Source organism: Acinetobacter sp. WU_MDCI_Abxb74 (assembly GCF_025513915.1).
Classification (GTDB): Bacteria; Pseudomonadota; Gammaproteobacteria; order Pseudomonadales; family Moraxellaceae; genus Acinetobacter; species Acinetobacter calcoaceticus_C.
On sequence record NZ_JAHPRP010000006.1, the window covers coordinates 93,138 to 113,680 of the forward strand.

Consider the following 20,543-nt stretch of genomic DNA (forward strand, 5'->3'; position numbering starts at 1 on the left):
TAGATTTACGATTTAGAGAACAAGATTATGGCATGGCAAAATGTAGAAGTTGTTCACGTTGTGGCAATGGACAAAAACCACTGTATTGGTAAAGGCAATGCGTTGCCATGGCATATTTCTGCCGACTTAAAGCATTTTAAAGAAATCACACAAGGTGGTGTGGTCGTGATGGGCCGTAAAACGCTTGAGTCGATGGGTCTAGCTCTACCGAACCGTGTGAACTGGGTGATTACCCGTGACATTAACTGGCAATTTGACGGTGTTAAAGTTGCCCATTCGATTGAAGATGCTTTAAATGCAGCATTAGAAGATGTAAAAAATACCGAGAAGCAGGCACTTTTCGTTATTGGTGGCGGTGAAATATTTACGCAAACTTTGTCAATTGCAGACCGTCTTGAACTCACTCATGTTGACTTAGATGTGCAAGGTGATGCACATTATCCAACAATCCCGAGTGAATTTCATAAAACTGCGAGTGAACAGCAAGTTGATGAAAAATCAGGAACTTCATTCGAATTTGCAACTTATAAAAAATAATTCTATGGACATCTATGCACAATATTGGATCGCGTGAATTTATTACTGCCCTACTTTTCGGGTTTTTACATAGTCTATTCACGCTGTTTATTGTGCTCTCTAGCATTTGGGTATGTGTAGCGCTCTGGGTTCAACACCCTTTTGGCTGGTTAGGTAGCCGCATACTCATTGGTATCTGGATCGCTTTTGCGCTCAGTATGGCTGGCTTATATGTTGAAGGCCATATTATTAGCCGCCGTACTGATATCCTGATTTATCTTCTCGCGTTTGCTTGTTCTCTCGTTTGGTATTTTTCGATTACTGCACGTCAGGACCGCGACTGGAACCCTGAAGTTGCCAATATGCTGAGCTACGAAAAGCACGGCGATGTAGTTACTCTCCATAATGTGCGTAACTTCAACTGGCATCCTGATGGCACTTATGATGTGCGGTGGGAAACTCGAACTTTTGATCTTAACCAGTTGAATGGCATAAACATCATTGCTTCTTATTGGATGGGACCGCAAATTGCTCATACATTGGTCAGCTTTGAATTTAAGAACCAACACCCCATAGTATTTTCAATCGAAATTCGTAAAGAAAAAAGCGAAGAGTTTTCGGCAATTGGTGGATTTTTTAGAAAATATGAACTGAGCCTAATTGCTTCTGATGAAAAAGATATTGTCTACACCCGCAGTAACATTCGCAAAGAGCAAGTTTATAATTTTCCAGTCAACATGCCACGTCGCGAGCAGAAGGCCTTATTTTTAGAATATCTAAAGAAATCGGATGAACTTCGTGCAGAACCGAAGTGGTACAACACCCTAACCAGTAATTGTACCACCTTAATTTTTGATATGGTTCAAGCGATTAACCCCTATCAACTTCCTAAAGATTATCGCCTAATCGCTTCAGGTTACTTACCTAATTATTTATATGATCTTAAAGCGCTTAATCAAAATTTTAGTTTAAAACAATGGTATGAAATTGCACACATCAACCCACGTACTGAAAATTTTGAACAGCTTTCAGATCAAAGTAGTGAACATTTCTCTCAAATCGTTCGCCAAGGTTTACCTCAAGTAAAATGAAATAAGTAAGGCACTTTTCTTTACTTTTTTATACATGCTTTACTTTGTAATCTAAATATATAAACCCTATTGTAATAGGCAGGAAATAGAGGAAAAAACAATGCAACAGGCATTATTTGGCGGCGGCTGCTTTTGGTGCGTCGAAGCCGTATTTTTACAAATTCGTGGCGTAGAAAAAGTGACAAGTGGCTATGCGGGTGGGCATACAACTGATCCCACTTATGAGCAAGTTTGTCAGGGCGACACTCAGCATGCTGAAGTTATCTTGGTAGATTTTGATGAAGAGCAAGTAACATACTCCCAGTTACTCGATGTGTTCTTTGCAACTCATGACCCAACTACATTAAACCGTCAAGGTAATGATATGGGCACTCAATACCGCTCTGTTATTTACTATTTTGATGAAGAGCAAAAGCAGGCAGCAGAACATACGATTCAAACTTTAAAAGATGACGAGCTTGATATTGTGACTGAGTTATCTCCTGTTCCGACGTTCTATCCAGCAGAAGAATACCATCAGAACTACTATGCAAAGAATCCTTCACAAGGTTATTGCAACTTTGCGATTCCACCTAAGTTGCTCAAGCTATATAGTAAATTCCAGCATCTTATGAAAGATCAATAAATTAGAGCAATAAAAAAGCAACCAAATCGGTTGCTTTTTTATTGCTTAACTAAATTTTAGTTTTCACTGACAAAGGCAATATCGCTCAGTCCGGCTTCACTTGCGCGAGACATTACCTGTGCAACAGTATCGTACTTCGACTCTTTATCAGCGCGAAGTTGAACTGTTGGTTTAACATCACCTTGACCTGCTTCTTGAAAACGTTTTTGAAGCTCATCAAGGCTAATTACTTGAGTATCCCAAGCCACTTCACCATTTGCATTAATACTAATCGTAATAGCTTTTGGTGGTGGATCAATAATTTCAGCAGTTGTTTTAGGAAGCGTTAATGGAATCGATGGGTTGGCAACTGTTGCTGTGACCAAAAAGATGATCATTAACACCAACATAATGTCGATTAGCGGAATGAGGTTCATCTCATTTATGCCACTATCGTGGTCTTCACCCAATTGAAAAGCCATTAAGCTTGACCTCCAACATAACTTTGCTGCGCAGTTTTAACATCAGATTTTACAGTTGAGTCTTGCTGCAACATCGTGTCAATTAACAAGCTGTGCGCTTGATCTTGTAAATCATGAGCAAGACCACGGTTAGCACGTACACAGATGTTGTAAGCCAATACCGCAGGAATCGCAACTGCAAGACCAAGACCCGTCATAATAAGCGCTTCACCTACTGGTGTAGCCACTTGAGCCAACCCTGCCTGTCCGCTCTTACCTACTGCAACAAGTGCATGGAAAATACCCCATACCGTACCAAACAAACCAACGAATGGTGCAATTGAAGCAATTGTTCCTAAAACAGAAATACCTTTTTCAGCATTGACTTTTTCAGCAGAAATTTGACGAAGTAGAGCCTGCTCTGCAACCGCTTTACGTTGCTCAAAGCTTAATGGTTGTAACTTTGCTTTTAGCGAAGTGATAGCCTGAGAAAGCTGAGCATAAGCTTGTTGCTTTAATTGGCGAGTCCCCATCAAACGTAAGATGAAAACTGTCCAGGTAGCAATCGACATTGCCAATAAAATGAAATACAGGGTTTTACTCACTGCATCTGCATGTTGCCAATAGATTGAAAAGTTCATATTGAACTCCTGATTAAGGTTAGCCGTTGGGACTCAAATTCATTTAAGGGGTTAAATCAAAGGGTTGCTCTGCTTTAATTGGGTAAGCAACCCCATTTTCCATATAAGGTTTAAATTTCGCACCGCGAACAGCACGGACAACTTTGTCATCTAGACTTGAAATACCACTACTTCTGGTCACTCGCACATTAATAATCTTGCCTTTTTCATCGGCTTCAATCAGTACCATGACAGAGCGTGCTTCGCCTTGTAAATCTTTTGAAGAAACTGTTAATCGTGGTGAACGACTCCACTGTACACCCGAACCACCAATTGAAACTCGTTTCGGTGATGGATCAGGAGCAGGTTGAGCTTTAGGAGCTTCTTGTACTACTGGCTTTGGTTTCTCAACTACTTTTTCAGTGACTGTCGTCGTCGTTGTCACCACTTTGGTTTCAACTTTAGGTTCTGTCTTTACTGTTTCTTTTGGAGTTTCAGCCTTTTTCACCTGTTGAATCTTTTCCACTTTTTTCGGTGGCGTTACAGGTTTTTCAACAACTTTAACTTCCTTCACTTCTTTCTTAGGTTCCGGTTTTTTTGGCGGTTCCTTTGGCTTAGGAGGTAGTGGTTTTGGTTGCTCTTGAATTTTTACGAAACGTACCTGTAAAGGTTTCTTCTCGATTGGCTTTAATTCAGCAGGCTTAATATGGTTGACTGCCCATAAAACCCCGATATGACCAATTGCAACCGCAATTAGTGCTGTGATGACTTTCTTTTTCATCGGATTGGGAGAATTTAAGGCTGCGGAAGATTGACTCATAAGAATCTAATTACCTAATGGATGATGATTTCCGATTTCTATTTATAGAAACGATTTCAAACATCGGATAGAACAATAAAGTGCCACAATAATAAATGAGAAGTGTTTTCATTTGCAACTATTTTTTGAGAAAATCATCTGCGCTATGTCACCCATTTGTAACTATTGAGTGTCTTTACTTTAGTTTTCTCATAGTTACATCAGTGTTGATCACTTGCTCATCATTCACTTAATCAAATTTGTATTGCTTGAATAATTTCATATTGAACAAAACCAATATTACCACAGACCTATCCAATCACCGATACGTTATATCATTCCAAATGTATTTTGAATATAAAAAAACACGCAAGAAGCGTGCTTTTTTAGAATAAGCGTTATTTAAAAAACAACGGTCTTATTACCATCTACAATAATACGGTCTTCTAAATGCCACTTTACTGCACGAGCCAATACATTACGTTCTACATCTTCACCTAGCTCACGTAATTGCTCAACATTATAGTTATGGCTCACACGTTCAACATCTTGCTCAATAATTGGGCCTTGATCAAGGTCAGCAGTCACATAGTGAGCTGTCGCACCAATCAACTTCACACCTTTTTCATAAGCTTGTTTATACGGATTTGCGCCCACAAATGCTGGCAAGAAAGAATGATGAATATTGATGATTTTCATTTCCCATTTCGCAACAAAATCTTCGTTTAAAATCTGCATGTAACGTGCAAGAACTAATAAATCATTGCCTTGCATCATTTCATCAATTTGCGCATAAGCTTCAGCTTTATTATCTTTGGTGACTTTAATTACCGTAAATGGAATACCAAAGTTTTCAACAGATTCACGTAGATCTTCATGATTTGAAATGACATGAGTAATTTCGCAAGGTAATGAACCACGTGCATGACGCCATAACAACTCAAGCAATGCATGGTCAACTTTAGAAACTAAAATACCAACTTTTTTAACATCGTTTACGAAAGCAAGGCGCCATTGCATGCCATAACGCTCAGCAACGTTCGCAGCAAAAGTTTGAATTAATGCATCTTTACGCGACTGTAAATGATCAAGTTCAAATTCAACACGCATGAAATAACGTCCGCCCTGAGCTTCCGTCGCATACTGATCAAGCGCGGTAATGTTTGCACCTTGGTGATACAAAAAGCTCGATACCGCTTGTACGATCCCTGGCTTGTCTTCACAAGTAATCAGTAAACGGGCTGTATTGGCAGTGGTCATATTCATTTGGTTAATATCACTTAATTGAGATAAATTTTTTAATAGGCCGAGTATTCTAGCGCCCTAAATAAACAAGCACAACTATTCGTCTTTTAAGGACGATAAGCTGGCAAATAGATCTGAAGGGCCAAGAGATTCAAGCAACTGCTCATAAGTTGCTCGGCTTTCACCCATAAGATAAGGCCCTTCAAGGAAAACCATTTGGCGTAATGCTTGCCAAACCCATTTTTCTTCTAAATGGTTATTGTCACTAATATGACCAGACATATATAAAAAGTTTGTCCAGTTTGTTAATACAATCCAGAGGTTAATAATGAGCGCTTCAATTTCTGATGCCGTCATTTTCATAAGACCTGCATCTACAAAGGCTTGATAAATCTTTTGTCCCTGTTGCATGACCTGCCCCGCAAAACGCGGATAAATCTTTTTGAAGTCTTCGTTACTTTCAACTAAATGATAAACATCACGATGAATAAAACGGTAGCTCCATAACTGGCCACTGAGCACTTGAAAATAGTTGATTTTATCATTGGTCGTTAATGGTCTATCGTCAGGTAAAGAAAGTACTTCCAACGTCTCGGCCTGATATAGATACATTAATTCCTTAATGATTTCATGCTTGTTCCGGAAATGATAATACAAGTTTCCGGGACTGATACCTAACTCCGCAGCAATATGATTGGTTGTAACCGACCGTTCACCTCGCTCGTTAAAAAGCTGCAAACTGATTTGTAAAATCCGGTCTTTTGTCTTCAGAGCTTTAGGTTGAGACATTTTAATAACCTTTAATAATTCAAATGGTTAAGACTTAAACACATAAACTGACTTGACTATTTAGAGTATTTACTCTAAAAAATAAACATATCAATATATTTGGTAAGTACCGATGAACAGTCAAACAAAAACAAATCCAGAGACTCAGCTTCCTTATGATGTTAAGCATTTACATGATTTGCTTGAACAACAAAAGCTTGCTTATTTACGTCATCCGGTACCCACTGCTAAAGAGCGTATTGATCGTTTAGCTCGTCTTAAAAGAGTCTTGGTAAAATATCAAGATCAGATTGCCGACGCAATTAACCTTGATTATGGCAATCGTGCAGTTATGGAAACAAAAATTGGTGAGTTACTCACCAGTTTGGAACAAATCAAATATTATAGTAAACATCTGACAGCGTGGATGAAACCTTCAAAACGCCATATCAGTGTATTACATCAACCCGCAAAAGGTTGGGTACAATATCAACCTATGGGTGTAATTGGTATTATTACACCATGGAATTATCCATTGCTGCTCTCAGTTGGGCCATTAATTTGTGCGCTGGCAGCGGGCAACCATGCCATGATCAAGATTTCTAGTGCCTCCCCAAACTTTGGGCGAGTTCTTGAAAGTGTATTAGCAGAAGCCTTTCCACAAGAATTAGTTGCTGTGGTAAATGGTGGTGGCGTTATTTCAGATGCTTTTAGTCATTTGCCTTTTGACAAAATGATTTTCACAGGCTCAACTTCTGTTGGTAAAACAGTGATGGCAGCCGCAGCTCAAAATCTAGTTCCTGTTATTCTTGAATTAGGCGGAAAATCTCCTGCACTTGTGCATGCATCAATGGATATGAAAGATGTGGCTCAACGTATTGCTGTAGGGAAATTATGGAATGCAGGACAAACTTGTGTTGCACCTGACCATATTTTCTTACCGCGCGGAAAAACTGCTGAGTTCATCGAAAACTTTAAATTGATTGTGGCTGGCATGTATCCACACTTCCGCAATAATCAAGATTACACATCTATTATTAATGACAAGCAATACAACCGGATTCAGGGCTACCTTGAAAATGCCCGCGATCAAGGTGCTCGTATTGTTGAAGTTAACCCACAAAATGAAATTTTAGATGATGTCCGTAAAATTGCGCCGACTTTAGTTACAGGCGTAACGACTGCAATGGACATTATGCAAAATGAAATTTTTGGCCCTATCCTGCCAATTTTAGAATATGACCAACTAGAAGAAGTCGTCGAATTCATTAATAGTCGTCCACGTCCTCTAGCGATGTATTATTTCGACTATGATCAGGCGCGTGCTGATTATGTTGCACAGCACACCCACTCAGGACATTTCGGAATCAACATGGTCATTACCCATGTGGCTCAGGATGATTTACCGTTTGGAGGAATTGGGGCATCAGGTATGGGTAAATATCACGGACCAGAGGGCTTTTTTAGCCTTTCTCATGAACGTTCGGTAATGTCAAATCCAAAACTTTATAGCCTTAAATACATTCTTCCACCGTTCAATAAGCCCATTCATCGTTTCATTTCGAAAACCTTGTTGCGCTAACTGATCAAGGCATGATCTGTTATACTAAATCATGCCTCGTTTTTACCAATTCCGCTTGTCTTTTAATCGTATTTTTGGTATAAAACGCCCCTTGAATGAATTCATCCGTTTACATTTAGTATGACTGGCCACAGATTTGCTGTTGGCTGAATCAATGGAGTTACACCATGTCTAAGGTTTGCCAAGTTACCGGCAAGCGTCCAGTCGTTGGTAACAACGTCTCACACGCCAACAACAAAACCAAGCGCCGGTTCGAGCCGAACCTGCACCACCACCGTTTCTGGTTAGAAAGCGAAAAACGTTTTGTACGTCTTCGTTTAACCACTAAAGGTATGCGTATTATTGACAAATTGGGTATCGAAAAGGTTGTTGCAGACCTTCGTGCTCAAGGTCAAAAGATCTAAGGAGTCTGAACAATGCGTGATAAGATTCGTCTCGTTTCTACAGCTGGTACAGGTTATTTCTATACCACGACTAAAAACAAACGTACTATGCCGGAAAAAATGGAAATCAAAAAATTTGATCCAAAAATCCGTCAACACGTGATTTTCAAAGAAGCTAAAATCAAATAATTTTAGCCTCGCAAAAAAACGACTTCACAATGAAGTCGTTTTTTTTTGCATTTTTTTTATACGTAACTTTTTTTTGTTAAACTTTCCATATATTTCGCCTTGGCATTTTTTATGCTTGTCTTTAGCCTAACTCACGTAAAAGGAGTTTTTAGTGCCGCATGACGTAGATTTAATTATTTTACTTGCTGTTGGTTTCGGCGTTGCCCTCATTTTTGGCTATATTGCAGCCCGATTAAGACTTCCCCCTCTTATCGGCTATTTAATTGCCGGAATTATTATTAGCCCGAATACCCCGGGTATAGAAGCAGATATTCATCTTGCGAACCAACTTGCAGAACTCGGTGTCATGTTTCTGATGTTTGGTGTAGGAATGCACTTTTCATTAAATGACCTATTGCTTGTTCGCCGTATTGCCCTACCAGGCGCGATTTTACAAATTGCGGTCGCTACCCTGTTGGGAGTTGGCGTATCCATGCTATGGGGATGGAGCTTTGGCTCTGCACTCGTTTTTGGCTTAAGTCTGTCGTGTGCGAGTACGGTCGTATTATTAAAAGCTTTAGGGGACAGAGGCCTTTTAGATTCAGTCAACGGCAAAATTGCTGTGGGGTGGCTGCTGGTCGAAGATCTAGTGATGGTACTGGTTTTAGTCCTACTTCCAGCCACCGCTGTTTTATTAGGTGGCAAAGCCCCTGAAGGTGCTGATAGCAACATCTGGTTAACGCTTGGGATAACTTTATTAAAAGTAATTGGCTTCATTGCCTTTATGCTTATTGTGGGTAAACGTGTTGTTCCTATCATCATGCAGTTTGTTGCGCGTTTAGGTTCAAGAGAGTTATTTACCCTCACTGTTGTTGCAGCTGCTGTTTCAATCGCCTACGGATCTTATGCCATTTTTGGGGTTTCCATGGCACTAGGCGCATTCTTTGCTGGGATGGTTGTTAAAGAATCGGACTTTAGTCATCGTGCAGAAGAGGAAACGCTTCCACTACGTGAAATTTTCTCAATTCTGTTTTTTGTTTCTGTGGGAATGCTGTTTGACCCAAATATTCTTGTAGAACGTCCACTACATATTTTGGCTGTTATCGCAATTATCATGGTGGGGAAAACACTTGCGGCAATGGCTTTGGTTTTATTCTTTCGTTATCCCATCAATACAGCCCTTACAGTGGGGGCGAGTTTGGCCCAAATTGGTGAGTTCTCGTTTATTTTAGCAACTCTCGGTGTCTCATTAGGTTTATTAACTTTAGAAGCACAAAATCTGATTCTGGCAGGTGCTTTATTTTCAATTACGCTCAACTCTTTTATATTCTCAGCCATTGAACCTGTACAACGCTGGATTCGAGAGCGCTCTCACTTAGCCCGACTTCTTGAACGTAGTGGCGACCCATTAGCAATGTTACCCGATGAAGTTGATCAAGCTTACTTACGCGATCAGGTCGTTATTGTCGGATATGGTGGTGTTGGACGACGTATTACTGAAAATTTAATTAATGAAAATATTAAAGTCGTTATTGCCGAAGAGAATCGTGAAATCGTAGAAAAGCTACGTCATTCGAACATTGCTGCTGTGAGTGGTGTGGCAACTGAACCAAGTGTTTTAATTCAAGCACACATTATGCATGCAAGACTCTTGGTGATCTCACCTATGGATATTTTGGACATTCACCGTATTGTGGCTATTGCCAAGCAATTAAACCCTCAAATTCAGGTGTTAATTTGCGCGGAAAGTAAAGAAGAAGCTGCGGTGATCAGAGATGAAAATATTGGTGAAGTGTTCTATGCCAAAGAGGAAATGGCAAAGAATATGAGCCATCATATATTAAATCAGATCGAGCTTGCCCATCAGTCAACTATTCATTAACCCGATAAAAAAAGCGTACTCAAGAGTACGCTTTTTTTAACTCAAGAATTTAGGCTGTTCGTCTAATACCTCAGCCTGCCACTCGTTTACCTGCTTTTCAAGCAGCCCAAACAATGCAGCCTGAATCATATGCTGAGCAACAACTGGAGTTTGCTCACCCAAGATTGCTTTTACTTCATCGCTAAATTGAATTTTAACCAAGGGTTCATTCTCAGAACCTGCATTACGCAAGGCGAGTTCGCCACCTTCGAGTTGGACTAATTCCAAAACGGCTTCTTGATTCCCAAATAACTCTTTCAATTGCTGTATAGACATATACTTCCTCCATGTTTCAACATGGTGGCAAAGCACCCTTGCACTTTGCATCTCTTGTCTTATTTATATAGGCACACCCGGAGTAAATTTCAAGCACTCGGGCAGTTTAATTTTAGAACTCGACCATTTCATTACGAAAACCATCGATTAAATGGCTTAATTCGCGATGCCATTCACGCAAAATCTTAACATCTGGTAACCAAGATTGTGGACCTTGAGTCACTTTAATAATCAGGTTAGAAGATGTTTCTTCTTCAGGGGTCGGCTCTTTAGGTTCCGGCGCATATTGGCACATACGATAAGCTCGTTTTAATTCAGCAACGAAGCCATCTTTTGCCAATTGTTGCAAAATGGACACTTCAGGAGAAACTTGCCCTTTTGCCGCCATATGTTCCTCAATAGATTTTAAGGTAGGTTGCAAATCATTTAAACGGTAATAACGTACCAATTCTTGTAAGAAAGCTAACATTGCGCCATGTAAGTGAAATACAGCTGCTTCACGATAAGCTTGTATCTGTTGCACATGATCGGTCTGTTCTGCCTGTTGACACGCTAAACGCGCAAAATAGAGCTTCTGATTGGTACGATCGGCATGATAACGAGCAACACGTGACATAACTAAACTTTCCTGTTCTAAAATCGCTATTGCAACAGCTATTCTTTAGCTTAACGACTCCATTAATAAAATCAACGTTATTTATGGTAAATCCAGCTCAACCTGATAAATTTTACGTTTAGCTAAAGTTTTTAATGGCTGCCTTATAGGACGGACATTACTTATAACCCAAGCAAAATACCCTTCGTCCCAAGCAGTTGCACATGCAGACTCAATTTCGTCATTTCGCCAAGCATGAATAGAGTCGACATCAACCAAAGCGACAGCAATTCCCTCTTCTTCATCAGTATCTTTGACTAAAAAATTTTGGTTCTCGACAATTAATAGATCTTTCACTGGTAACTGTGTCGGCACCCATGAACGCACTTCAAGTGTTTTTATACCTTCAGCTATGCGAGTACCATTTGGCGCGACAATCGAAAGAGCTAAAAACTGTCTTTTCACAATAAAGACTTACTCTTCGGCTGCTTTAACTCGAATTCCATTGCCTTTAACTTTAAGCAGGTTTAAGCCTTTAATTGCCTTAATTGCTTCACGTGGGTTAGGCATCTCAACAAAACCAAAACCTTTTGATTTACCTGTGTCTTTATCAGTAACAAGAACACACGTCTCAACTTTACCATATGCTTTGAATAACTCTAAAATTTCAGTTTCACTCACAGCACGATCTAAATTACGAACTAATATCTTCATTTTCTAACCTTAATTGGCAATAAAAGGGAGCAGCCAATATATATTTAAGTAATCACAGTGTCTTATACAGTAGTTTAATCCAGATCGATACCAAAACCTAAATTTACTGTAGGTGAACGGTTCCATTGCTTTTTGGCAAACGGCTGAGGTACTTGCCTATGAATCTTTGCCTGAACTAAATGTGCAGGAAGATCATTTAGGAAATAACTTTCGATTTTACGGCCTTGCTCATCATAATTATCTTCTGACCATGTATTGAGGTTTTGCTTGGTCAAAATTAATTCATTTTCTGCGCGTGTTAATGCAACATACAATACGCGGCGCTCTTCCTCGACATCGTCAAAATCGCCCTGTGCTCTTGCATAAGGATATTGATTGGGCGATACATGAGGTACATAACAGACTTTCTGCTCCGCACCTTTAGCTGAATGAACCGTAATTAAAGTGACTAAATCCTGATCAGCTGCTTTTTCAATTTCAGAAATTGAAATTGGTTCAAGCACATATTCTTCAAGAAATTCGCCCAAAGATGCATGTTTGCGTGCAAGTTGTTTGACCAAATCAAAGTCTTTTAACCGACGTGACCAATCTTTAGTTTTATAATTTTGTTCTAGCTGTTCACCTAAAGCATCAAGTGCTAAGCCAATACTTGCTTCAACATGCTGCTGTAATACATCTAGCTGTTTTAAAATTAAAATGGCCTGTAAAGGAACTTTTCCATGGCGCTCTAGACGCTTGCAGCGCTCCTCAACATCAGTAATTCCCATTAGCTCTTGAGCTAGCTTACTCGCTCCAACATCGCCAATACCGTCCCACAAGGTTAAAAACCGCATCCAAGCTAAATCATCGTGAGGGTTACTCACAATCCTTAGTAGGCTAAGCACATCCTTCACATGTGCCGACTCAAGAAGTTTTACACCACCAATAAAACGATAAGGAATTTCAGCAGCAATAAAAGCCCCTTCCAAATAACGAGCGCTATAACCAGAACGGACTAAAACCATATGGTCATACCAGCCCGCACCTTGCTGATGCCGTGTAATTAAGTCTTGCGCAATCCAATTCGCCTCTTCGAACTCGTTACCAAATAAATGTAGCTGTGGCTTTTGGCCTTGACCACGATGTGCTTGTAACTGTTTTTGATAATCAATTGGGCTATTTGCTAATAACCAGTTTGATAAATCTAAAATTTCTTGAGTCGAGCGGTAATTTAAATCCAGTGTATGAATGACTGCGTCAGGTATCCGCTCTTTAAAAGAATGGATATTTTCAAAGTCTGCACCACGAAAGCCATAAATTGACTGCGCATCATCACCAACACAAAACAGCTTCACTTTACCAATTAACGGCTGCAATAAAGCCCATTGCAAAGGGTTGGTATCTTGCATTTCATCAACCAGCAGTGCCTGACAAAAACCTGCAACCCAGTTGGTGAGTGCTTCCGAGTTTTGTAAATGTACAGCCACAATCGACAAGATATCGTCGTAATCTAAAAAATTACGTTCTCTTTTTCGCTGCTCATAGGTTTTCATCAAATCTGCGATTTGAGTTTTATGCTCATATGCATCTGGAAGCTGTTTGATTAATGCTTCCGAAAGCTTTGTTTGAGTATTTCGAGCATAAGAATATAAATCACACAGCTCTGCGGCTTTAGGCAAAACATTATCTTTATCTTTGCCTCTTAATAAACGGAACATGAGTAATTGATCATCGCGATCAATAATACTAAATTGATTTAACCCAAAAGCTTGTGGATTACGGCGTAGTAAATACATACAAAAAGTATGAAAAGTTGAAGCTCGCAAACCTTTTGCTTGTGCTCCTACATGTTGCTCTACTCTTGCAACAATCTCACTCGCAGCACGTCGCGTAAAAGTTAAAATCTGAATTTGATTTGCTGGTAAGCCTTGATCAATTAAATAGGCTGCACGCGCAACAATCGTTTTAGTCTTGCCACAACCAGCACCCGCCAAAACTAAACAGTTCTGTGCAGAGGTAGTCGCTGCTTTTTTTTGCTGAGCATTTAGTTCATTAATTAATTTTGCAAGACTCATAACACATATCGCTAACACACCAAGGCATAGTTTAGCAGACCCAGAACAGAGATGAACCTTAGACTCTTAAAAACACAAAGAGCACTTAAAGTGCTCTTTGAGTCGATATTATTTTTAAAATACTGTTTTTGAACTAGATGGAAGATGTTTGATGGCTGAAGCTAAACCAAGGAAGTTAATTCCCTGAAATAAGATATCAACAGCAAGGAACATTCCCAGCACCCAAAAAGGTGAATCTTTAGAAACCAAAATTAAAATACCTGTAAATAAGGTGAGCAATCCTGAAAACAAGGTCCAGCCCCATCCTGTAATAGGCTTAAGTAAAATTGCATTTATAGTACGTATAGCACCAGCAATAATCAGCGCTATAGACAATAGGCTTGTCAAAACAACAGCTGTAGTGACTGGAGTAGAAAAAGCGTAATAGCCAGCCATGAGATACAGCACACCAAACAGTGCCCATAACCATCGGCTTGCACCTTTAAAAACACTCATAGCCGCGACGAGATGTAACACACCGCCGACCATCATGAGTATTCCAAATAAAAAAACGACAGAAAAAGTCGCAAATGGCAATGAACTAAATAAAATCAGACCAAAACCAATAAGCACAAAGCCTAATATCAAATACCATTTACGGTCAGCATGTAACTGATTACGTACCAAATCATTACCTACAGTTTTCATCATGGCTACTCTTATTATCAGGTATTAGAATTTCATCTACCCAACAATAGTGATGTACTTCACACTTTTTGTCTGTATAAAATCTGCATCGTTTCTTAACAATTGATGTGGATAAAGCAGTATTTATCCACAGTTTTATTTCACCCAGCCAATTTCTTGGGCAGTAGGTAACCCTATGATTGTTTCTTGTAAGCCATTCGGCATTTTACTGCTCTGCTCAGATAAGGGCGTTCGACCACCCATGATTTCGGCATCAGTCTGTGGATATAGAGGCACTTTTTCAGGTTGGGCATAACCTAAAGGATAAATAGGTTGTCCTGTTTTTAAATCATATTTGTCCTGTGCTCCAAAGCCATGCAATAACTCATGAGCAATCACAACCTGATTTTGTGAAGCTTGTGTTTTGGTCGCAAATAAATTAACGCTACCAATACGACCTTTTTCTAAAGCAGTCGAATGGATCAAGACTTTCTGATAATTCGGATCATAATAATTTAAGTAAAGTTTGAGTGAGGCTCCACTATCCTCGGGTTGTTGTTGTCGCCATGCATAAAAACGAAACTTTAGGCTCCACCACATAACATGCAAGATATTGGCATTTTGAGGAACCTCAGGTGGTCGTTGCTGCAACTGTTGTCCTAAGCGAATTTCAAAGTTCCCTGATTGCCCGCGATAATGCTGTGACCACTCATTTAAATAGTTTTTAATTGTCCAAAAATCTTCATTTTTCAACTGATGAATATAGCTCTGTGTTGTCTGTAAACCATCAGTATTCACTGGATGTAGAACGACTACAATAGATTGATTCCAGTCTTGATTCTGATCTCGCCATGCTTGAACAGCAACAATCAATAAAATAATGAATAAGCATAAGACTCGAATGTTTTTCCACATTCTTGTTCCCCATAAAATTAAATTTTTCTTTTATTGTTTTAGACATAAAAAATGCTAGCTGAGCTAGCATTTTTTATTGTGGACTTGTTTAGCCCTCAACCCATTTACCATCTTGATAAATCAGGCTCCATTTGGTTTGTTTACCTTCTGGTGTTTCTGAACCTACATATTGTGATTGATTCTTACGACTGAATTTCACAACTGTTGGATTCCCTTCAGGATCTACATCTGGGGCTTGCAAAATAAATTGATATTTTGGATCAAGCTGAGCTGCAACACTTCGTAGCTCTGCAACTTTTGGTGCACGTGTTTCACGAATTTTCGGGAATTTACTTGCTGCCAAAAATAGACCAGCCGCGCCATCACGTAACACAAAAAAGTCATCATGTTTCGCTGAGCGTAAATGCTCCATCTTGATTGGTTCTACACGTGGAGGTGCAGGTTGACCACTTTTCAAGACTTTACGTGTATTGTCACAGCTCGTACAAGCGAAATATGGACCAAAACGACCCGTCTTAAGCTGCATTTCGCCATCACATTTATCACATGGAATGGTTGGGCCATCATAACCCTTAATCTTAAACTCACCTTCTTCAAGCTCAAAGCCATCACAGTCTGGGTTGTTACCACATACATGCAACTTACGGCCACCATCAATCACATAGCTGTCCATGGCCGTGCCACATTTCTCACAGCGATGCTTTGACATCAAGTCAGCAGTTTCAGCACCATCGTCATCAGATAAAGCTGCCAAAGATTCAACAGGTGTTAAGTTCAGTGTACCTTTACAACGTTCTTTAGGTGGCAAGTTATAGCCAGAACACCCTAGGAACACACCAGTTGTACCTGTACGAATCTGCATTGGACGTGAGCATTCAGGGCAATGTACTGCTGGTACTTCAACCGGTTGGTTACGGCGCATTCCCTGCTCACCCTGAGCATTGGTTAAACGTTTCTTAAAGTCACCATAGAAAGTGTCTAGCAACTCTTTCCAATTACGCTCACCTGTTGCGACTTTATCAAGTTGACCTTCAAGATCTGCCGTAAAGGCATAGTTCATCAGGTTATTAAAACTTTCATCCAGACGATCCGTCACAATCTCGCCCATTTTCTCGGCAAAAAGACGACGGTTTTCTAACTTAACGTAACCACGTTCTTGAATGGTAGAAATAATAGCTGCATAGGTTGAAGGACGGCCAATACTACGTTTTTCAAGCTCTTTAACTAAAGATGCTTCAGTAAAACGTGCAGGTGGTTTAGTAAAGTGCTGACTTGGATCTAATTTTTCTAACTTTAAAATTTCGCCTACTTTAATGGCAGGTAAAATAATATCGTCGTCTGACTTATTAGCACCGCGTACTTTAGTGAAGCCTTCAAATACAAGCGTACGGCCTTTTGCCTTTAACTCAACATTCGCGGCTTCAACAATCAAAGTAGAAGATAAATATTCTGCTGGTGTCATTTGACACGCAACAAACTGACGCCAGATCAAATCATATAGACGTTGAGCATCACGCTCTACACCCGCAAGTTGATCACCAGTAAGCGCAACATTCGAGGGACGAATCGCCTCATGGGCTTCTTGAGCACCCGCTTTGTTACCGTAGCGGTTTGGCTTTGCCGGTATATATTTTTCACCATATTGGCTTTCAATATGTGCACGGACCATACTTACTGCATCATCACTCAAGAAAGTTGAGTCAGTACGCATATAGGTAATGAAACCCGCTTCATACAAACGCTGCGCCAACATCATGGTTTTCTTCACAGAAAAGCCTAAACGTGTACTTGCAGCTTGCTGTAACGTTGAAGTGATATAAGGCGCGCTTGGATTAACCTTAGTCGGTTTATCTTCACGTTGTGCAACTTTATATTCAGCACCTTTTAAAACATCTAATAAAGCATCAGTTTCAGCTTTATTTTTTAGCTTTAATGTTTTTCCAGCCTGTTTAACCGCTTCAAGACGAATATCATCTTTTTTAGAAACCGTATCTGCAAAAACTTGCCAATATTCTTCAGGAATAAATGCGCGAATTTCACGCTCACGTTCAACAACCAGTTTGACTGCAACAGACTGTACACGTCCAGCAGATAAACCACGGGCAATTTTTTCCCAAAGTAATGGCGAAACCATAAAGCCCACGACTCGGTCTAAGAAACGGCGTGCTTGCTGAGCATTTACGCGATTCAGATCTAGACGTGTTGGCTGTTTAAATGCTTCTTGAATGGCATTTTTGGTAATTTCATTAAACACCACGCGGTGATAACGACTGTCATCACCACCAATAACTTCTCTTAGGTGCCAAGCAATGGCTTCCCCTTCTCTATCCAAATCCGTTGCGAGATAGATCGCATCTGCATCTTTGGCAAGTTTCTTTAGTTCAGCAACGACATTTTCTTTACCTGGCAGAACTTCATAATGAGCTTCCCAGCCATGCTCTGGATCAACTCCCATACGGTTAACTAAAGCTTGACTAGCTTTTTGTTCTTTTTCGGCTTCAGAGAGTTTGGTCCGAGCAGCCGGCTTTTTCTCTGTTGATTTACTGCCGCCCGTTGGCAAGTCACGTACATGACCTACAGAAGACTTTACAATGAACTGCGAACCCAAATATTTATTGATGGTTTTCGCTTTGGCAGGCGACTCCACAATCACTAAGGCACGTTTAGGTGCAGCAGGTGCAGTAGATGCTGTGCTTTGAGATGCAGAGCGCGAGGTATTCGCCATATAAAATGTTATTCCTATACCAATAAATTTAAAAATCAGGCTGTAGCCAAGGCCAACAGATAAGCCTTCATCTCATCTAATTGTGTTGCTCTTAGGTCTGATTCCTCATCCCAATAAAGTCCTACACAGTTTGCCTGCATATCAATAGCATAAATCCCTTTTAATGCAATGGGAGAATCATTAAATTTCTCATCACCCTGAATTACTTTTAACTTGCCGTCTATAACGCGAGCACGCATTAAAGATAAACGGGCATCGGGAATCAATACACTATAATAAGCAACCATGCTGGCACGTTTTTCAGTCGCCATTGGAACATGTGTCCATTCAGGTGCAACAATTACGCGTGGATGTAGCCCTATTTTGCGAGCTTTGTCACGCATAATACCAAGTGCCTTTTCACGAGGGCTCACTCTTAAACCAAAAATGGAGCCTAGTACGAAAAGAACAATGATAACGGTAACCCAAATTCCCATATTGTCCATAGCAAAACCTATTAATCTCTTTTATTAGAGTTGCATAAGCTGACCAGAAAACGCAAGTTACATGATAAAAATAATACCCAATAAGATAGCAACACCTAAAATATCGGCATTTCACAGTGCAAATTGTGTGAGTTTACTCAGATATATTTAAGGATTCTGATTGCGATCAACAAGTGTCAATTTACCAAACTGATCAAGATGGGCATCTCCCCATGTTTTTAAAGCAAGAAGGATCTGCTCCAAACCCTGCCCTAAATCAGTTAAAGAATACTCAACCTTAGGCGGAACCTGAGGATAAACTTCTCGATGAATAATCCCGTCTTGTTCTAACTCACGTAGCTGATTAGTTAACATTCTTTGGGTAATGCTCGGAACGCGCTTTCGAATTTCATTGAATCGTAAAGTGCCTTCATTAAACAAATGCCAAAGAATGACGCATTTCCACTTTCCATCAATCAAACTAATGGCTGCCTCAACAGAACAACCCGGAGAGCAATCAAAACTAGAATGCCGTGCTTTTGCCATTTTACAGTATCCTTTTTGACACTATGAGCGTTATTTGTCTGTAGTCACCAAATTTAAGCTTACGTTATGATCAAACTCTCAACAAGAGGAATCATAATTATGAAAGCTGTGGCATATCAAAAAGCAGGTTCTATTACATCGCCAGAGGTACTTATTGACGTCGAACTAGATACACCTGTTGCAGAAGGTCATGATCTACTGGTTCGCATACAAGCAATTTCAGTTAATCCAGTCGACACTAAAATTCGTAAGAATGTCAATGCGGAGAATAATCAATGGAAAGTTCTTGGCTGGGATGCAGCAGGAGTGGTTGAAGCAATTGGAGATCAAGTTTCTCAATTTAAAGTTGGTGATTTAGTTTGGTATGCAGGTGCATTAAATCGCCAAGGCAGTAATAGTGAATTACAGTTGGTTGATGAACGCATCGTTGGTCATAAACCGAATTCTTTAGAACCTACCGAAGCGGCAGCTCTCCCTTTAACCGCAATTACGGCGTGGGAAATGTTATTTGATCGATTACAGGTCCCAAAGGTTGTCCCAGAAAATACTTCAATTTTAGTCATTGGTGGTGCTGGCGGAGTTGGTTCAATTACGATTCAACTTCTTAAACAATTGACTAATCTAACGATTATTACAACGGCTTCACGATCAGAAACACAAGAATGGGTTAAGCAACTCGGTGCTGATTATGTGTTAGATCATCTTCAACCTTTAGCACCTCAAATAAAGCAACTTGGTTTAAATGCACCTTTATATGTTTTTTCAACCACGCAAACAGATCAACATTTATCAGACATCGTCGAGTTGATTGCACCACAAGGCCATTTTGGACTGATTGATGATCCGGCACAGTTAGACATTAAACCTTTTAAATCTAAGTCCGTATCAGTTCACTGGGAGTTTATGTTTACTCGTTCTATGTATCAAACCCAAGACATGGCTAAACAAAGTGAATTACTCAATGAGGTTGCAGAGCTTGTTGACGCAGGTAAAATCAAAACCACAGTTACGCAAACTTTAACCCCGATTAATGCACAAAACTTAAAGTTAGCTCACCAGCAAATTGAAAGTGGCACAACAAAAGGGAAGATCGTATTACATGGCTTTTAAGCTCAACTTACGACTAAACTCTAATAAAATGGCAAGTATTGAACTTGCCATTTTATTAATAATGGGGCGGTTTATTGGTTGATGGATCAAAAGGAGCAATACCTTCGGATAAATCTGAAGATTCCACCCGTTGATAAAGAAATTGCATTTGTTTTTTTAAATCAGCTATTTCTTGAGTCTGAATAGCGAGTTGTTGATTTAATTCTTCAACTAAATCATCCAAAAATGTAATTCGCACTTGCAAATCTTCAATGGGTGCGGACAATGACGCTTGATCATCATGATATGGTGGTTTAGTCATTTAAATCCTCATTTGAGAT

The 20,543-nt window shown here is 39.8% G+C and carries 24 protein-coding genes; 8 read left to right on the forward strand and 16 right to left on the reverse strand.

The annotated features are described in order from the left end of the window. Nucleotides 1-27: 27 nt before the first annotated feature. The 3 genes from KTH84_RS11775 (at nucleotide 28) to msrA (ending at nucleotide 2,232) form a co-directional block, all read left to right on the forward strand. Complete coding sequence (locus KTH84_RS11775; protein WP_262473228.1) at nucleotides 28-537, forward strand: dihydrofolate reductase; 510 nt, start codon at nucleotides 28-30, stop codon at nucleotides 535-537. A 14-nt stretch (nucleotides 538-551) separates the two neighbouring features. Further along, a complete protein-coding gene (locus KTH84_RS11780; RefSeq protein WP_262473230.1) occupies nucleotides 552-1,607 on the forward strand; it encodes a DUF4105 domain-containing protein in 1,056 nt (351 codons plus the stop codon). A gap of 100 nt (nucleotides 1,608-1,707) precedes the next feature. Next, entirely contained in the window at nucleotides 1,708-2,232 is a 525-nt protein-coding gene (msrA, locus tag KTH84_RS11785; RefSeq protein ID WP_262473231.1) for a peptide-methionine (S)-S-oxide reductase MsrA, read from the forward strand. A 56-nt stretch (nucleotides 2,233-2,288) separates the two neighbouring features. Here msrA and KTH84_RS11790 read toward each other — a convergent pair whose 3' ends face one another. The 5 genes from KTH84_RS11790 to KTH84_RS11810 all read right to left on the reverse strand — a co-directional run bounded on the left by KTH84_RS11790 (nucleotide 2,289) and on the right by KTH84_RS11810 (nucleotide 6,125). Then, the gene (locus KTH84_RS11790) at nucleotides 2,289-2,693 is read right to left on the reverse strand and encodes an ExbD/TolR family protein (protein WP_003654800.1); all 405 of its coding nucleotides are present in this window, start codon (nucleotides 2,691-2,693) and stop codon (nucleotides 2,289-2,291) included. Then, complete coding sequence (locus KTH84_RS11795) at nucleotides 2,693-3,313, reverse strand: MotA/TolQ/ExbB proton channel family protein (protein ID WP_004641039.1); 621 nt, start codon at nucleotides 3,311-3,313, stop codon at nucleotides 2,693-2,695. Before KTH84_RS11795 ends, KTH84_RS11790 begins: the two co-directional genes overlap by 1 nt. A gap of 43 nt (nucleotides 3,314-3,356) precedes the next feature. Further along, complete coding sequence (locus tag KTH84_RS11800) at nucleotides 3,357-4,112, reverse strand: energy transducer TonB (RefSeq protein WP_202742582.1); 756 nt, start codon at nucleotides 4,110-4,112, stop codon at nucleotides 3,357-3,359. Nucleotides 4,113-4,493: 381 nt separating this feature from the next. After that, nucleotides 4,494-5,357: a formyltetrahydrofolate deformylase gene (gene purU, locus KTH84_RS11805; RefSeq protein WP_262473233.1), complete on the reverse strand. Its 864-nt coding sequence runs from the start codon at nucleotides 5,355-5,357 to the stop codon at nucleotides 4,494-4,496. 75 nt (nucleotides 5,358-5,432) lie between these two features. Continuing rightward, nucleotides 5,433-6,125: a TetR/AcrR family transcriptional regulator gene (locus KTH84_RS11810; RefSeq protein WP_042894718.1), complete on the reverse strand. Its 693-nt coding sequence runs from the start codon at nucleotides 6,123-6,125 to the stop codon at nucleotides 5,433-5,435. 112 nt (nucleotides 6,126-6,237) lie between these two features. Here KTH84_RS11810 and KTH84_RS11815 point away from each other — a divergent pair, with 112 nt between their 5' ends. The 4 genes from KTH84_RS11815 to KTH84_RS11830 all read left to right on the forward strand — a co-directional run bounded on the left by KTH84_RS11815 (nucleotide 6,238) and on the right by KTH84_RS11830 (nucleotide 10,119). Further along, nucleotides 6,238-7,686, forward strand: coding sequence for a coniferyl aldehyde dehydrogenase (locus KTH84_RS11815; RefSeq protein ID WP_202742581.1), 1,449 nt, complete (start codon nucleotides 6,238-6,240; stop codon nucleotides 7,684-7,686). Between the two features lie 167 nt (nucleotides 7,687-7,853). Beyond that, on the forward strand, nucleotides 7,854-8,090 hold the full coding sequence (gene rpmB, locus KTH84_RS11820) for a 50S ribosomal protein L28 (protein WP_000048256.1): 237 nt from the start codon (nucleotides 7,854-7,856) through the stop codon (nucleotides 8,088-8,090). Between the two features lie 12 nt (nucleotides 8,091-8,102). After that, nucleotides 8,103-8,258, forward strand: a complete 156-nt coding sequence (gene rpmG / locus KTH84_RS11825; RefSeq protein ID WP_003654787.1) for a 50S ribosomal protein L33 — start codon at nucleotides 8,103-8,105, stop codon at nucleotides 8,256-8,258. A gap of 151 nt (nucleotides 8,259-8,409) precedes the next feature. Further along, nucleotides 8,410-10,119, forward strand: coding sequence for a cation:proton antiporter (locus tag KTH84_RS11830; protein WP_133975513.1), 1,710 nt, complete (start codon nucleotides 8,410-8,412; stop codon nucleotides 10,117-10,119). 36 nt (nucleotides 10,120-10,155) lie between these two features. Here the strand turns inward: KTH84_RS11830 and KTH84_RS11835 are convergent, their stop codons facing one another. The 10 genes from KTH84_RS11835 to KTH84_RS11880 form a co-directional block, all read right to left on the reverse strand. After that, nucleotides 10,156-10,434: a hypothetical protein gene (locus KTH84_RS11835; protein WP_002114792.1), complete on the reverse strand. Its 279-nt coding sequence runs from the start codon at nucleotides 10,432-10,434 to the stop codon at nucleotides 10,156-10,158. A 112-nt stretch (nucleotides 10,435-10,546) separates the two neighbouring features. After that, a complete protein-coding gene (locus tag KTH84_RS11840) occupies nucleotides 10,547-11,050 on the reverse strand; it encodes a DUF6586 family protein (protein WP_202742580.1) in 504 nt (167 codons plus the stop codon). Between the two features lie 81 nt (nucleotides 11,051-11,131). After that, the gene (locus KTH84_RS11845) at nucleotides 11,132-11,494 is read right to left on the reverse strand and encodes an ASCH domain-containing protein (RefSeq protein ID WP_202742579.1); all 363 of its coding nucleotides are present in this window, start codon (nucleotides 11,492-11,494) and stop codon (nucleotides 11,132-11,134) included. Nucleotides 11,495-11,503: 9 nt separating this feature from the next. After that, on the reverse strand, nucleotides 11,504-11,743 hold the full coding sequence (locus KTH84_RS11850) for an RNA recognition motif domain-containing protein (RefSeq protein ID WP_005302115.1): 240 nt from the start codon (nucleotides 11,741-11,743) through the stop codon (nucleotides 11,504-11,506). Nucleotides 11,744-11,817: 74 nt separating this feature from the next. Further along, a complete protein-coding gene (locus tag KTH84_RS11855; RefSeq protein ID WP_262473237.1) occupies nucleotides 11,818-13,797 on the reverse strand; it encodes an ATP-dependent helicase in 1,980 nt (659 codons plus the stop codon). A 114-nt stretch (nucleotides 13,798-13,911) separates the two neighbouring features. Next, the gene (locus KTH84_RS11860; protein ID WP_202742700.1) at nucleotides 13,912-14,484 is read right to left on the reverse strand and encodes an HdeD family acid-resistance protein; all 573 of its coding nucleotides are present in this window, start codon (nucleotides 14,482-14,484) and stop codon (nucleotides 13,912-13,914) included. Between the two features lie 135 nt (nucleotides 14,485-14,619). After that, nucleotides 14,620-15,378 carry a hypothetical protein gene (locus KTH84_RS11865; RefSeq protein ID WP_262473238.1) on the reverse strand — a complete coding sequence of 253 codons (759 nt, stop codon included), beginning with the start codon at nucleotides 15,376-15,378 and terminating at the stop codon, nucleotides 14,620-14,622. An 88-nt stretch (nucleotides 15,379-15,466) separates the two neighbouring features. Continuing rightward, a complete protein-coding gene (gene topA / locus KTH84_RS11870) occupies nucleotides 15,467-18,103 on the reverse strand; it encodes a type I DNA topoisomerase (protein ID WP_042894703.1) in 2,637 nt (878 codons plus the stop codon). 35 nt (nucleotides 18,104-18,138) lie between these two features. Next, nucleotides 18,139-18,588, reverse strand: a complete 450-nt coding sequence (locus KTH84_RS11875) for a hypothetical protein (RefSeq protein ID WP_042894701.1) — start codon at nucleotides 18,586-18,588, stop codon at nucleotides 18,139-18,141. Nucleotides 18,589-18,735: 147 nt separating this feature from the next. After that, nucleotides 18,736-19,113: a winged helix-turn-helix transcriptional regulator gene (locus KTH84_RS11880; protein ID WP_042894700.1), complete on the reverse strand. Its 378-nt coding sequence runs from the start codon at nucleotides 19,111-19,113 to the stop codon at nucleotides 18,736-18,738. A gap of 99 nt (nucleotides 19,114-19,212) precedes the next feature. Here KTH84_RS11880 and KTH84_RS11885 point away from each other — a divergent pair, with 99 nt between their 5' ends. After that, on the forward strand, nucleotides 19,213-20,223 hold the full coding sequence (locus tag KTH84_RS11885) for a zinc-binding alcohol dehydrogenase family protein (RefSeq protein ID WP_262473241.1): 1,011 nt from the start codon (nucleotides 19,213-19,215) through the stop codon (nucleotides 20,221-20,223). 55 nt (nucleotides 20,224-20,278) lie between these two features. On the opposite strand, the gene KTH84_RS11890 is transcribed toward KTH84_RS11885, so the two are convergent. After that, a complete protein-coding gene (locus tag KTH84_RS11890) occupies nucleotides 20,279-20,524 on the reverse strand; it encodes a SlyX family protein (RefSeq protein WP_133975525.1) in 246 nt (81 codons plus the stop codon). Nucleotides 20,525-20,543: the final 19 nt, after the last annotated feature.

Coding starts and splice junctions, on each gene's coding strand:
- topA (WP_042894703.1), bottom strand. CDS start 18,103: ATGGCGAATACCTCGCGCTCTGCATCTCAAAGCACAGCATCTACTGCA.
- KTH84_RS11840 (WP_202742580.1), bottom strand. CDS start 11,050: ATGTCACGTGTTGCTCGTTATCATGCCGATCGTACCAATCAGAAGCTC.
- KTH84_RS11780 (WP_262473230.1), top strand. CDS start 552: ATGCACAATATTGGATCGCGTGAATTTATTACTGCCCTACTTTTCGGG.
- KTH84_RS11855 (WP_262473237.1), bottom strand. CDS start 13,797: ATGAGTCTTGCAAAATTAATTAATGAACTAAATGCTCAGCAAAAAAAA.
- KTH84_RS11835 (WP_002114792.1), bottom strand. CDS start 10,434: ATGTCTATACAGCAATTGAAAGAGTTATTTGGGAATCAAGAAGCCGTT.
- KTH84_RS11860 (WP_202742700.1), bottom strand. CDS start 14,484: ATGAAAACTGTAGGTAATGATTTGGTACGTAATCAGTTACATGCTGAC.
- KTH84_RS11790 (WP_003654800.1), bottom strand. CDS start 2,693: ATGGCTTTTCAATTGGGTGAAGACCACGATAGTGGCATAAATGAGATG.
- KTH84_RS11800 (WP_202742582.1), bottom strand. CDS start 4,112: ATGAGTCAATCTTCCGCAGCCTTAAATTCTCCCAATCCGATGAAAAAG.
- purU (WP_262473233.1), bottom strand. CDS start 5,357: ATGAATATGACCACTGCCAATACAGCCCGTTTACTGATTACTTGTGAA.
- rpmG (WP_003654787.1), top strand. CDS start 8,103: ATGCGTGATAAGATTCGTCTCGTTTCTACAGCTGGTACAGGTTATTTC.
- KTH84_RS11885 (WP_262473241.1), top strand. CDS start 19,213: ATGAAAGCTGTGGCATATCAAAAAGCAGGTTCTATTACATCGCCAGAG.
- KTH84_RS11875 (WP_042894701.1), bottom strand. CDS start 18,588: ATGGACAATATGGGAATTTGGGTTACCGTTATCATTGTTCTTTTCGTA.
- KTH84_RS11810 (WP_042894718.1), bottom strand. CDS start 6,125: ATGTCTCAACCTAAAGCTCTGAAGACAAAAGACCGGATTTTACAAATC.
- rpmB (WP_000048256.1), top strand. CDS start 7,854: ATGTCTAAGGTTTGCCAAGTTACCGGCAAGCGTCCAGTCGTTGGTAAC.
- KTH84_RS11865 (WP_262473238.1), bottom strand. CDS start 15,378: ATGTGGAAAAACATTCGAGTCTTATGCTTATTCATTATTTTATTGATT.
- KTH84_RS11890 (WP_133975525.1), bottom strand. CDS start 20,524: ATGACTAAACCACCATATCATGATGATCAAGCGTCATTGTCCGCACCC.
- KTH84_RS11775 (WP_262473228.1), top strand. CDS start 28: ATGGCATGGCAAAATGTAGAAGTTGTTCACGTTGTGGCAATGGACAAA.
- KTH84_RS11795 (WP_004641039.1), bottom strand. CDS start 3,313: ATGAACTTTTCAATCTATTGGCAACATGCAGATGCAGTGAGTAAAACC.
- KTH84_RS11850 (WP_005302115.1), bottom strand. CDS start 11,743: ATGAAGATATTAGTTCGTAATTTAGATCGTGCTGTGAGTGAAACTGAA.
- KTH84_RS11880 (WP_042894700.1), bottom strand. CDS start 19,113: ATGGCAAAAGCACGGCATTCTAGTTTTGATTGCTCTCCGGGTTGTTCT.
- KTH84_RS11815 (WP_202742581.1), top strand. CDS start 6,238: ATGAACAGTCAAACAAAAACAAATCCAGAGACTCAGCTTCCTTATGAT.
- msrA (WP_262473231.1), top strand. CDS start 1,708: ATGCAACAGGCATTATTTGGCGGCGGCTGCTTTTGGTGCGTCGAAGCC.